We start from the raw sequence: 11,585 nt of genomic DNA on the forward strand, positions 1-11,585 counted from the left end.
GTCCCTCTCTTCGCACCATGACTCTGACATGTAAAAACAGAACGATGCGCTCCATCCGCATGTAAAAAACAGCTGGGAAAAATCAGTGTGCGAAGGTGGCGGAATTGGTAGACGCGCTAGCTTCAGGTGTTAGTGTCCCACGGATGTGAGGGTTCGAGTCCCTCTCTTCGCACCATTCATTACGCAAAAGGCCCATCACGAAAGTGACGGGCCTTTTGTTTTTACCCCTTGTTATGACTATGCTTTTGACGATTCCCCGCCTATCGCCATGCCAAGGAACCGTTATGATACTGGATACCGATATTCACAATTTCTACGAACACCTGATGCTCAAGGAGATTGAGAAGCAGGGACTGCAACAGACCCTGAGCAGCGATCAGATAGCCGATCTCTGCTGCCTCACCCTCAACCAGCTGCCTGCCCACTACATTCGCCACGATGTCGATATGATCTACTTCCTGACTGACGCCAAGCGGGCCGAGATGGAGAAACAGGTCATCGAGTCCCTCAAGCTGGCCCAGCAGACCATCAAGCAGGCCCCCACCAAGCAATCATAGCCATGGCTGCTGCCAGAGCAGGGTGACGGCCCCCGCCGCCCCGGCCACTGGCAGCAAGATCAGCGCAGGTTTCAACCTGGGTTCGAGCATCACCCAGGCCGCCAGCACAAAACCGAGACTCCAGAAGCCATACTCCTTCCCGTGCCCCCAATAAAGCACGGCCAACGCGGCCAGTAACAGGACCCCTCTCAACCCCCAGCGCATCTCTTCTCTCCCTGCACTACAATTGAGAACAATTATCATCTTCATTTGTTGGTAGCGCAAGCCATTTCAAGGGAGTCTCGAATGTCACTCAGCTTGCCGACAGGGCGCTCAAAAATGGGTTATGAGATCAACTAAATTGTGATTTTTTCAATCAATCTTGTGTTTTTGCCAATTCAGTTGGGATTTTATCCCCCCGGATTGTGATAGATTGCGGCCTCTTTTTGGGTTGGCCCCTCGGGATACAGATATCCACAGGACGAGAGGGACCGACCTTGGCGAGCAAGAGTTTAGGAAGTATCTATGCAAAACCAACACAACCAAATCCGACTGCCGAGCATGCTGCAGGTATTTGCCTGTCTGGCCATTTTCCTGGCCCTGGCCTTCTCCTTTACCAGCGTGCTCGACCTGCCGATCCAGCTGGCCCTGTTCATCGCCTGGTTCGTCATCATGGGGCTGGGCATCAAGCTCGGCCATGATTACAAATCCCTGGAACAGGCTGCCGTCGACGGCGTCTCCAAGGGGATGGGGGCCATTCTGATCCTGGTTTCCGTCGGTGCCCTGGTCGGCACCTGGATCGCAGGCGGCATAGTGCCCAGCATCATCTACTTCGGCCTCAAGGTGATACACCCCTCCATCTTCCTGCTGGCGACCCTGATCATCTGCTCCCTCACCTCGCTGGCCACCGGCACTTCCTGGGGCTCCGCCGCCACCGCCGGTATTGCCATGATGGGCATAGGCCACAGCCTGGGTGTTCCGGCACCTCTGGTGGCCGGTGCCGTGCTCTCCGGCGTCTACTTCGGTGACAAGCTCTCCCCGCTCTCCGACTCCGTGGTACTGGCCTCCACCATGTCCAACGTCGACGTGATGGAACACATCAAGGGGATGCTGCCCATCAGCCTCTTCTCCTACATCATCACCGCCGCCCTGTTTACCGTGGTCGGCATGCAGTACTCGGGCAATGTGAGCCTGGAGCAGGTCAACCTGGTGATGGAAGCGCTCGACAAGCAGTTCAACATCACCCCGCTGGCCATCATTCCGGTGGTGCTGGTGCTGGGCCTCCTGGCCAACCGCAAGCCCGCCTTCCCGGTGATCAGCTTCGGCGCCCTGTTGGGCCTGGTGTGGGCCATCGTTTTCCAGGACATGGATCCGGTCAAGGCGATGCACTCCGCCTACAGCCCGTTTGCCATCACCTCCGGTGTCGATTTCATCGACAACATCCTGGGCCGTGGCGGTATGGAATCCATGCTGGGCTCGGTGGCCGTCATCATCTTCGGTCTGGGTTTCGGTGGCCTGCTGGAGAAGGTCGGCATTCTGGAAGTGATCGCCAGCGCTTTTGAAAAGCGCATCAACGGTGCCGGCAGCCTGACTACCCACACCATAGGCACCGCCTTCCTGGCCAACGTGTTCGGCTCCGCCATGTATGTGTCGCTGATCCTGACCCCCAAGATCATGGCCAAGAACTACGACCGGCTGGGACTGGCGCGCAAGAACCTCTCCCGCAATGCCGAGTTTGGCGGCACCCTCACCTGCGGCATGGTGCCCTGGAGCGACAACGGCATCTTCATGGCCGGGGTACTGGGGGTGGCTACCCTCGATTACCTGCCCTACATGTGGCTCAGCTTCACCTGCATCATAGTGACCATCACCCTCGCCTATCTGGGCAAGGCTGTGAACCGAGTACCGCTGGTCGAGGCGGCCAGTTCCCGCTAAACCAGCACTTTGAACAGGATAAAGGCGCCCTTGCGGCGCCTTTATCGTTATTACCACTCAACCAACAAAAACGGCCCTCGTTGCCGAGAGCCGTTGCATCGAACCGGATTAGTGGTCAGATGGAGAAGCTGGAACCACAGCCACAGGTCGTCGTGGCGTTGGGGTTGGTCACGGTGAAACGCGAACCTTCCAGACCCTCGGTGTAATCCACACTGCCGCCCACCAGATATTGCAGGCTCATGGGATCGATAACCATGGTAACGCCGTTCTTCTCGACCACGGTGTCGCCATCGTTGATCTTCTCATCAAAGGTAAAACCATACTGGAAACCAGAGCAGCCCCCACCCGTGATGTATACCCGCAGCTTGAGCTCCGGATTTTCTTCTTCGGTGATCAGGGTCTTCACCTTGTTGGCTGCCGCATCCGTCATCTGGATTGGCAACGGGGCTTCTGCTACTGCACTCATCACTGACCTCACAACCATTAGATCCACAAACATGGAAACCGCGAAATTATCCAATACCCGACCATTCAGTTCAAGTATTCACCACTACTCTTGTCCGGTGGCGGGCACGGGAGCCGGTGGCGCCGCGACCAGCGGTTTGATCACTTCGCCCCACTCCACCAGCAACTCCTGTGCCGGCTGCCGGCCATCCTTGTTGATGGTGACCCGGATCCGGTCCGGCACGAACCCTTCTGGCAACTGCCAATTCCCCTCAAGCAGCTGGAAATAACGCAGGGCATAGCGCCATTCGCTCACCTTCATCCCCAGATCCCGTCCGGTCAGCACTCTGGGCTTGTCACCCTGGCTGCCTTCGACCCGGATCTGCACTTGACCGCGAAACAGCTCGCGCTTCTTGGCAGGCTGCGTCAGGGCCAGACGATAGTGATAACGACCGGGAATACTGGTCTCCTGCAGGGTGAGGTTATCGATCACCACCCCGACCTGTTCACCGGTGGGGCGCATGATCCGCTCAAAGAACGCCAACTGGCGCTTGAGCTCTTGTACTTGAGCCTCCTGGCTCTTCAGGGTGGTCTGCAACTGCTCGAAGGCTGCCTTCTGGGTCGCCAGCTGGGTATCCTTCACGCCCAGCTCGGTCTTGAGCTGACCGATGGCCTTGCCCTGGCGATCCAGTGCCTCCTGCTGCACCACCAGCAGACTGCTCTGTGCCAACTCTTGTCGGTTACCGACAAAGTATCCGATGAGCGCCCCCACGATCAGCACCGCCAACAACTTCAATATCTGGGACATAGGGCCTCTTCTGTTACCACGCCATACGGCAGCCACCTTCTCTTCACTATACGCGACCCAAGCTGAACCGCGATGATATACAAGGAGTTAACTGGTGGTGGCGCCGCTCTCTCCCCGCTTTTGACGCGCGGCGAGCCGTAAAGTTCGCTCCAGGATCTGGGAATAGATGGGGCGACCACCCAATCCCTGCGCCACCAGGGTCGCGCCGACGGTCGTGATCATCATGGGCAGGATCAGCTGATAGTTGTCAGTCATCTCTGTCACCAGCACTATGCCGGTGATGGGCGCACGCACTGTGGCGGCAAACAACGCCCCCATGCCCGCGATGGCGAAAGCGCCGGGCTCGATGCCAAGATCCGGAAACGCGGAGTGAAAAAGATGGCCGAACACCACGCCAAACAGGGTGCCGAGGGCCAGGGTAGGGGCAAATACCCCACCAGGGGCGCCGGAGCAAAAGCAGATCAGGGTCGCCACCAGTCGCACCGAGAAAATGAGGAACAGGGTAGCCATCGCATATTCCCCTCCCATCAGGTGGGGGATCAGTTCGGTACCGCCCCCCGTGACAGCCGGCGCAAACAGCGACAAGACGCCAAAGGTGCCAGCCACCAGCATGCCAATGGCGACAAAGCGGTGACGTTTGTTCTGGTGCAGCGCCAGATAGCCATCCTGACAGGCCAGCACCAGCTTATTGAAGACAAAGCCGAGCACCCCGAACATGCCCCCCATAAAGAGGAACAGCCAGAGTGCCTTCAGTGCCGGGGCATCATAGTGCGGTAGACTGATGACGGGAGCTTGCCCCTTCATGTTCTGCAGCATCAGGGTGGCCATGATGGCAGAGATCCCCACCGCCTTGATGGCCAGGAAGGAGTAGCGAAACTGCGGCCGCATCTCCTCCATCACGAACAGGATCCCAGCCAGCGGCGCATTGAAGGCGGCGGCAAGGCCGCCAGCCGCCCCGGCGGCCAGCAGAGCATGGCCATGCTCCTTGGGCAGCCGAAAGATATCCGCCACCATCTTGCCGAGGTTGCCGCCAATCTGGACCGACGGCCCCTCACGTCCCAGCACCATGCCGGAGCTCAGGGTACAGATGCCGCCGAAGAACTTGACCGGCAACACCCGCCACCAGCGCACCGGGCGCAGATCGTCCATCGCCCCTTCGATTTCGGGAATGCCGGAGCCGCCCGCCTCGGGGGCAAAGGCATGGGTAAGAAAGTAACCGACCAGACCCAGCAGGGCGCTGAACCCGAATCCGAGCAGCCCCAGCTGCCACCATGGGCGATCGGCCAGCAGATCCAGGCGTTGCCCGACCAGCCAATGCACCCCAGATTCAAAAAGGCCGCATACCAGTCCCGCCAAGGTGCCGACCAAGGCTGCAAGCAGCAGTACCAGCAAGGGGATCTTGTCTTGCCGGATGATTCGAGAGACGGCTCCCCGAGGAGCTGCATCCGGTTCAGAAGAGGAGAGAGCTTGTTGCGCCATCTTGTTACACCAACTTGAAAAACGACATCGTCAGCGAGCTGAGATCAGGATCACCCGGCGCATTGCTCGGCTGCCCAGGGCTGGGGCTTTCTGCTATAGTCGGCCCGTTAATTTTGTCACGGGTGCAGACCGAGAGTCCGGGTGGCGAGAGCGCAAAGCATACTCCTCATGCCACAACCTGCCGAGTCTCAATCGGCTGCTTTCCCCTGTGTGACGACCAAAATCCCATTAAGGATGATCCATGTCAAAATCAGATCAGCTGTTTGAACAGGCCCGCCAGACCATTCCGGGCGGCGTCAACTCACCGGTCCGCGCCTTCAATGGGGTCGGCGGCACACCCCGCTTCATCGATCACGCCGATGGCGCCTACCTCTATGACGTGGACGGCCAGGCCTACGTGGATTACATCGGTTCCTGGGGCCCCATGCTGCTCGGTCACAACCACCCGGCCATCAAGGCTGCCGTCATCAAGGCGGTGGAAAAGGGTCTGAGTTACGGTGCCCCCACCGAGATCGAAGTGCTGATGGCCGAGAAGGTACGCCAGATCGTCCCCTCCATGGAGCAGGTGCGGATGGTCAACTCCGGCACCGAGGCGACCATGAGCGCCATTCGCCTCGCCCGCGGCTACACCAGCCGCGACAAGATCGTCAAATTCGAAGGCTGCTACCACGGCCACGCCGACTCCCTGCTGGTCAAGGCCGGCTCCGGCGCCCTGACCCTCGGCCAGCCCAACAGCCCGGGCGTGCCGGCCGACTTCGCCAAGCACACTCTCACCTGTGTCTATAACGATCTGGACTCGGTGCGCGAGGCCTTCGCCCAGTACGGCAGCGAGATCGCCTGCATCATCGTCGAGCCGGTGGCCGGCAACATGAATTGCATTCCGCCGGTCCCCGGCTTCCTGGAAGGGCTGCGCGCCATTTGTGACGAGTTCGGCGCCCTGCTGATCCTGGACGAGGTGATGACAGGTTTTCGCGTCTCCCTGCGCGGCGCCCAGGGGCACTACAACATTGCTCCGGATCTGACCACCCTCGGCAAGATCATCGGTGCCGGCATGCCGGTCGGCGCCTTCGGCGGCAAGAAGAAGGTGATGCAGCACATCGCCCCGACCGGCCCCGTCTATCAGGCGGGCACCCTCTCCGGCAACCCGGTGGCCATGGCCGCCGGCTTGGCCATGCTGGATCTGCTGCTGGAGCCGGGTCTGTATGATCAGCTGAGCGCCAAAACCGCCCAGGTGGCCGAGGGGCTCAAAGCCGCAGCGGCCAAACACGGCATCCCGCTCGCCATCAACTATGTCGGCGGCATGTTCGGCTTCTTCTTCACCGATGAGCCCGAGATCACCCGCTACGAGCAGGTAACCCGCTGCGACATGGAGCGCTTCAAGCGCTTCTATCACCTGATGCTGGAGGAGGGCGTCTATCTGGCGCCGAGCGCTTACGAGGCTGGCTTCCTGTCGCTGGCTCACGGCGACAAGGAGATAGCACACACCCTGGCAGCAGCCGATCGCTGCTTCGCCAAGCTGGCCGGTTAATCCCCTGCCGATACAAAAAGGGCCCACGAGGGCCCTTTTTTATTCTTCACCTTGGCGGTGCAATCCTTCCTGACCCGCCCCTCTCCTGCCGCCTTCTGGTGCAATTCCCTCTCCTATCCCTGTCATAAAGCAGGTCCACAATTTGCACACCCAGCTCAGGCCCCATGCAAACGAGGTTCCCATGGCAGAGATGAGCCCCATCGACGTGTTGCGACGCTATCAGGAGTTCAGTGACGAACTGCATCCTCTGCTGCAGGGATTGCTCGAAACCCCGCTCGCCTCGCTCAAACGCTACCCCTTCATCGTCAGCATCGAACAATGGAAGGGGGCTGCCGGGATCCTGCCCCCCACGCCTGCCGAATCCGACCGGCTGCATCTGGTCATCCGTGGTCAGGGACGGGCAGTCACCGTCTGCCTGCACCAGCTTATCGCCTGGTTGATGGGCGATGGTGGGCGGCGGCGCGCCATTCCCTGGTTCAAAGGTGTCTACGTGGTATTGAGTGCGGCCCTGTTCCTGATCGTCACCACCCTCATCTGGCACGGATTGGAGCAGCTTTACCTGCTGTTGTGCGGCACCCGGCAGAACCGGCTTGGCGCCTTCAGCGCCATCATCTTCCTGACCCTGGCGCTGGCGGTGTTCGATCTCGGCAAAACCATACTGGAAGAGGAGGTGCTGCTGCATAAGGATATCTTCCGCCATAGCGCCATTCGCCGCACCATCACCCGTTTCATCGCCGCCATCTTGATCGCGGTCTCCATCGAAGGGCTGCTGTTGCTGTTCAAGGGCTCGCTGGGCCAGAGCGAGCTGCTCTGGCCTGCGGTCGGCGTGATGGGATGTGCCGTGGGTCTGCTGCTGGCACTCGGGCTCTATGTCTTTCTCGGGGCCAGAGCCGAGGCCGCCCTGGTGCAGGCTAACTTGCGTCCGCAACCAGTTGTGGAGAGGGCTGACGACCCGCCCGCCAGGAGGCGTACATGGTCCAGGAGGTATAGATGACGATGAAGGCGACCAGCCACTTCAGCATCTCCACATCCATCGACTTGACCAGCATGGCCGCCAGCACCACCCCGATGGGGCCAAAGATGGCAACCGCCAGCACGGCCTTGGCATCAAAGGCCCCCTTGCGGATAAAAGTACCCGCCGAGAAGACACTCAGTACCGCGGTAGAGCCCATCATGATGGGAAACGCCGCCAGCGGGTTCATGCCGAGCAGATAGACGAGGGTCATACAGGGAGCAAACAGGCCGATACCGACATTCATCAACACCCCGAAGAGGAAATTGCCGAGCAGGGCGATCACCAGCTTGTAGCCGCTCAACCCCATCGCATTCCCTCCCACGGGGAAGAGGCCCAGGAGACCGGCGAAGATGAATCCGGCGACTACGAGAAGAGAGATGGCCATCACCAACCGCACGGTTTGCCGATCAAACGAGGCAACCCGCCGTGCGCCCCAGGCGGCGCCTGCCGCGGCTGCAACCATCATGCTGAGCAAGGTCAAGGGGTCGACGGCCACTGCACCGATAAAGATGAGTGATTGGGTCACCGCAGGCAACACACACTGGCTGTTGAGGGTGCCGGGCAACAACCGATCGTCGATCAGCTTGAACTGCTTGTAGCACGCCGTTTTAACCGCAAAACTGCCAATCCCCAGGGTATCGAAGAAGTTGGCAATCCCCCCGATCGCCGCCACAGGCCAGAAAGGGGTAGGCTCGATCGTCCCGCTGCGCTTCATTCGCCAACAGGCCTGTGCCAGCATGATGACGTATGCCAGGCCGCCGAATATAAAAATTAACCGTAAAATTTCAACTAACATATGGGTTTCTCCTGCCACGGCGGCGATTCTAAGGCAGGCAACAGGAAAAATCTTGACTGGAATTAAGCAATTCCCCAAATACGCGGCAGTGGGAGCAAATATTCCCGGATAGACGTCGAACGACTCTGCTAATACTTGTTACTGGGGCGAGAGGCCCATCCCGTCGGACGTTGTTATGGTCCTTTCGCGACGACCACCTGTTCCGATGGGCATAATAAAAAGAGGACCGGTAGCAATACCGGCCCTCTTTTTCTATTTCTATCACGGCTGAAGGTGCAAACAGAGCTTACTGAATGCTCTTGCCTTCCCGCACATCCTTGATGAAGCCTTTCAGACTCGCGAGATCCCGCGGTGCACCACGCAGGATCTGATCTCCGATGATAAAGGCAGGGGTGCCCGAAATGGCAAGCGCTTCCGCCAGTGCCCGGTTGGTACTCAGATTCTGATCGATGCTGCCATCCTTGAGCTTGGCCTCAACCTTGCTCCAGTTCACGCCTGCCGCTTCAGCCACCTGTTTGACCTGTGCCTCATCGGCCAGCGGTCCCTTGTGCGCATAGAGCTTCTCATGGAAGGCCTGGTACTTGTCTGGCTGTCCCAACTGGACTGCCAGTGCAGCACGAGCGGCAAAGTAGGAGGTTTCGCTCAGGATCGGGAACTGCTTGTAGATGTAACGGATATCCTTGTCTTCCGCCATCAGCTGTTTGACCAGCGGGTGGGCGCGCTTGCAGTAGCCGCAGTTATAGTCGAAGAACTCGACCACTGTCAGCGAGCCTTTCGGATTACCCATCTCGGGGTCATTGTTGTCATAGAGCTGCTTGGCATGAGCCTTGATCAGCGCCTTGTCGCTCTCGGCTTGCTGCTGCTCCTGCTTGGCGCGCAGGGCATTGGACATCTCGACCAGAATTTCCGGATTCTTGACCAGATAGTCGCGCACGATTTGCTCGACATCACTCTTGGTCAACTCGCTTGCCTGGGCCGGTGCCGCCAGCAGGGTCACACCCGCCAGGGCGCAAAACAGGGCATTTTTAATAGTCATAACATTATCTTGCAGAGGATATGATGGTGGCCACTATAGTGGTTGAGTCTGTATTCAAGTCAAGTTATCTGGTGAAAAATGCGATAACCCTACCCTTTTCATCCCTTTTGCCGTGATTTCGTGCAATTAACCAGCGATCAGGCAAGTCAGGGATTTACAAGCAGAAACAGCATGGTAATATTCGCCGCACTGCTGCGGAGGGGTGGCAGAGCGGCTGAATGCACCGGTCTTGAAAACCGGCGATGGGCGACCATCCGTGGGTTCAAATCCCACCTCCTCCGCCATCAATCTAGAGCCCATGCAATTTTGGTTGCGTGGGCTTTTTTGTATGTGCTGATACGCTCCCTCTCTCATCTATTTCCCCCTTGCCTCAGCAACACCAAACGCAGCAGGCTGCATATCCCATCATTGATGCCCACCCCATATCCTCTTCCGAATAATCCATTTCCGTTGCCCAGATACACTGTGACATTAACGTAGATAAAGTCCTGAGAAGAAGCTTTGTTCACCTCACTCTGCTAGATAAGAGACTATTCACGATCGTGACGGCTTCAGACTGAAGAAAATAGATCAGCTACAGGAGAAGATAAATTGATAGGAGGGAAAACTGCCCAATAGATTGGCCCCTTGAAAATCCAGACACTTCGCCCCTCTTAACTTAAGAGGTAGTCTTGGAACTATGTTCAGTACTAGTCGCAATGAGAAGATGGGCGAAGTGTTAACAGGGGCCGAGCGCCGTCGACGCCGGACTCCGCAGGAAAAGATCACCATCGTGCAGCAGACCTTTGAGCCCGGTATGACCGTCTCTCATGTCGCTCGCTTGCACGACGTCAACGCCAACCAGCTTTTAAAATGGCGTAAGCGATTCCAGGAAGGGTCTCTCACGGCGATCTCCGCCGGTGAGGATGTTGTTCCAGCCTCAGAGTTGGCTGCTGCCATCAAGCAGATCCGAGAGCTCCAGCGTTTGCTCGGGAAGAAGACCATGGAGAACGAGATCCTCAAAGAAGCCGTGGAGTATGGTCGAACAAAAAAATGGATAGCGCATGCGCCCTTGTTGCCGGGGGACGACGATTAAGGGCTGTGAGCCAGGCCCTTAATGTATCGCGTACGCAGCTATCCGTTCGTGTTCATCGAAAACCGGGTTGGCAAGATGGTCGTCATCATCGCCAGCGTGATGATGCAGTCTTACTTGGCCGGATCATGGAGGCGATGGCAGAGCTTCCCTCCTATGGTTATCGCCGAGTCTGGGCGCAGTTACGGCGTCAGTCAGAGGCAACACGACAGCCTGTGGTAAACGCCAAGCGTGTATATCGTGTCATGCGCGATCATGGCCTGCTGCTGGAAAGAAAACCGGCGGCACCATTGACCCAACGGGAACATAAGGGGCGTATTGCCGTCAAGGAGAGCAATCGACGGTGGTGCTCGGATGGCTTCGAGTTTCGCTGCGATAACGGTGAAAAACTACGGGTCACGTTCGCCATGGATTGCTGCGATAGGGAAGCGTTGGACTGGGCCGTCAGCACAGGAGGTTACGATAGCGACACGGCGCAAGATGTCATGCTGCGGTCTATCGAACGTCGCTTTGGGGATGTATTGCCGACATCGCCAGTGGAGTGGCTGACAGATAATGGCTCGGCGTATCGAGCCCATGAGACCCGAGCGTTTGCACGAGAAATCGGGTTGGAGCCCAGAACGACGGCGGTGAGAAGCCCACAGAGCAACGGTATAGCGGAGAGCTTCGTGAAGACGATGAAGCGAGACTATATCGAGATGATGCCAAAACCGGATAGCCGAACAGCGGTAGGCAATTTGGCTATCGCGTTTGAGCATTATAACGAGCACCACCCGCACAGCGCCTTGGGATACCGTTCACCCCGGGAATTTCTGCGCAGTCGGGTATCACAACCCTAAGCGGGAAAAAGTGTCTGGACCTATGGGGTCAAATCCACCCAAGGCAATGCTGAATATGACCCTAAGGGCCAGAAAAGAAAAAGCCTTCCCTATCTGG

The 11,585-nt window shown here is 58.1% G+C and carries 11 protein-coding genes and 2 tRNA genes; 7 read left to right on the forward strand and 6 right to left on the reverse strand.

What is annotated here, in order from left to right:
* Nucleotides 1-89 precede the first annotated feature (89 nt).
* A tRNA-Leu gene (locus BN1123_RS09950) sits at nt 90-175 on the forward strand.
* Between the two features lie 109 nt (nt 176-284).
* Nucleotides 285-557 (forward strand): late competence development ComFB family protein, encoded by a 273-nt coding sequence (locus tag BN1123_RS09955; RefSeq protein ID WP_026458733.1) that lies wholly within the window; start codon nt 285-287, stop codon nt 555-557.
* On the opposite strand, the gene BN1123_RS09960 is transcribed toward BN1123_RS09955, so the two are convergent.
* On the reverse strand, nt 552-761 hold the full coding sequence (locus BN1123_RS09960) for a hypothetical protein (RefSeq protein ID WP_042026738.1): 210 nt from the start codon (nt 759-761) through the stop codon (nt 552-554). The genes BN1123_RS09955 and BN1123_RS09960 overlap by 6 nt on opposite strands.
* 300 nt (nt 762-1,061) lie before the next feature.
* Between BN1123_RS09960 and nhaC the strand changes: the two genes are divergently transcribed.
* On the forward strand, nt 1,062-2,471 hold the full coding sequence (gene nhaC, locus BN1123_RS09965) for a Na+/H+ antiporter NhaC (protein WP_026456435.1): 1,410 nt from the start codon (nt 1,062-1,064) through the stop codon (nt 2,469-2,471).
* Nucleotides 2,472-2,586: 115 nt separating this feature from the next.
* Here the strand turns inward: nhaC and erpA are convergent, their stop codons facing one another.
* The 3 genes from erpA to clcA all read right to left on the reverse strand — a co-directional run bounded on the left by erpA (nt 2,587) and on the right by clcA (nt 5,202).
* Nucleotides 2,587-2,937: an iron-sulfur cluster insertion protein ErpA gene (erpA, locus tag BN1123_RS09970; protein ID WP_026456436.1), complete on the reverse strand. Its 351-nt coding sequence runs from the start codon at nt 2,935-2,937 to the stop codon at nt 2,587-2,589.
* Nucleotides 2,938-3,021: 84 nt separating this feature from the next.
* On the reverse strand, nt 3,022-3,723 hold the full coding sequence (locus BN1123_RS09975; protein ID WP_042026739.1) for a DUF6776 family protein: 702 nt from the start codon (nt 3,721-3,723) through the stop codon (nt 3,022-3,024).
* 87 nt (nt 3,724-3,810) lie between these two features.
* On the reverse strand, nt 3,811-5,202 hold the full coding sequence (gene clcA, locus BN1123_RS09980) for a H(+)/Cl(-) exchange transporter ClcA (protein WP_042026740.1): 1,392 nt from the start codon (nt 5,200-5,202) through the stop codon (nt 3,811-3,813).
* A gap of 241 nt (nt 5,203-5,443) precedes the next feature.
* Here clcA and hemL point away from each other — a divergent pair, with 241 nt between their 5' ends.
* Nucleotides 5,444-6,730 (forward strand): glutamate-1-semialdehyde 2,1-aminomutase, encoded by a 1,287-nt coding sequence (gene hemL, locus BN1123_RS09985; protein ID WP_042026742.1) that lies wholly within the window; start codon nt 5,444-5,446, stop codon nt 6,728-6,730.
* A 181-nt stretch (nt 6,731-6,911) separates the two neighbouring features.
* Entirely contained in the window at nt 6,912-7,724 is an 813-nt protein-coding gene (locus tag BN1123_RS09990) for a hypothetical protein (protein WP_042026744.1), read from the forward strand.
* On the opposite strand, the gene BN1123_RS09995 is transcribed toward BN1123_RS09990, so the two are convergent.
* Nucleotides 7,642-8,541, reverse strand: coding sequence for a sulfite exporter TauE/SafE family protein (locus tag BN1123_RS09995; protein ID WP_042026745.1), 900 nt, complete (start codon nt 8,539-8,541; stop codon nt 7,642-7,644). The two genes, BN1123_RS09990 and BN1123_RS09995, sit on opposite strands and share 83 nt — an antisense overlap.
* Nucleotides 8,542-8,827: 286 nt before the next feature.
* Nucleotides 8,828-9,577 carry a DsbA family protein gene (locus BN1123_RS10000; protein ID WP_042026746.1) on the reverse strand — a complete coding sequence of 250 codons (750 nt, stop codon included), beginning with the start codon at nt 9,575-9,577 and terminating at the stop codon, nt 8,828-8,830.
* A 196-nt stretch (nt 9,578-9,773) separates the two neighbouring features.
* On the opposite strand from BN1123_RS10000, the gene BN1123_RS10005 reads away from it, so the two are divergent.
* Nucleotides 9,774-9,861: transfer RNA gene (locus tag BN1123_RS10005), tRNA-Ser, on the forward strand.
* A gap of 422 nt (nt 9,862-10,283) precedes the next feature.
* A protein-coding gene (locus BN1123_RS20900; protein ID WP_156130490.1) for an IS3 family transposase occupies nt 10,284-11,488 on the forward strand; the annotation gives its coding sequence in 2 pieces (ribosomal slippage) (nt 10,284-10,602 and nt 10,602-11,488; 1,206 coding nt in all).
* Nucleotides 11,489-11,585: the final 97 nt, after the last annotated feature.

Source organism: Aeromonas enteropelogenes, assembly GCF_000819845.1.
Classification (GTDB): Bacteria; Pseudomonadota; Gammaproteobacteria; order Enterobacterales; family Aeromonadaceae; genus Aeromonas; species Aeromonas enteropelogenes.

What these genes read in the sequence shown, in the direction of transcription:
- BN1123_RS09995 (WP_042026745.1), bottom strand. Translation starts at nt 8,541, where the DNA reads ATGTTAGTTGAAATTTTACGGTTAATTTTTATATTCGGCGGCCTGGCA.
- BN1123_RS09975 (WP_042026739.1), bottom strand. Translation starts at nt 3,723, where the DNA reads ATGTCCCAGATATTGAAGTTGTTGGCGGTGCTGATCGTGGGGGCGCTC.
- nhaC (WP_026456435.1), top strand. Translation starts at nt 1,062, where the DNA reads ATGCAAAACCAACACAACCAAATCCGACTGCCGAGCATGCTGCAGGTA.
- BN1123_RS10000 (WP_042026746.1), bottom strand. Translation starts at nt 9,577, where the DNA reads ATGACTATTAAAAATGCCCTGTTTTGCGCCCTGGCGGGTGTGACCCTG.
- BN1123_RS09955 (WP_026458733.1), top strand. Translation starts at nt 285, where the DNA reads ATGATACTGGATACCGATATTCACAATTTCTACGAACACCTGATGCTC.
- BN1123_RS09990 (WP_042026744.1), top strand. Translation starts at nt 6,912, where the DNA reads ATGGCAGAGATGAGCCCCATCGACGTGTTGCGACGCTATCAGGAGTTC.
- BN1123_RS09960 (WP_042026738.1), bottom strand. Translation starts at nt 761, where the DNA reads ATGCGCTGGGGGTTGAGAGGGGTCCTGTTACTGGCCGCGTTGGCCGTG.
- clcA (WP_042026740.1), bottom strand. Translation starts at nt 5,202, where the DNA reads ATGGCGCAACAAGCTCTCTCCTCTTCTGAACCGGATGCAGCTCCTCGG.
- erpA (WP_026456436.1), bottom strand. Translation starts at nt 2,937, where the DNA reads ATGAGTGCAGTAGCAGAAGCCCCGTTGCCAATCCAGATGACGGATGCG.
- hemL (WP_042026742.1), top strand. Translation starts at nt 5,444, where the DNA reads ATGTCAAAATCAGATCAGCTGTTTGAACAGGCCCGCCAGACCATTCCG.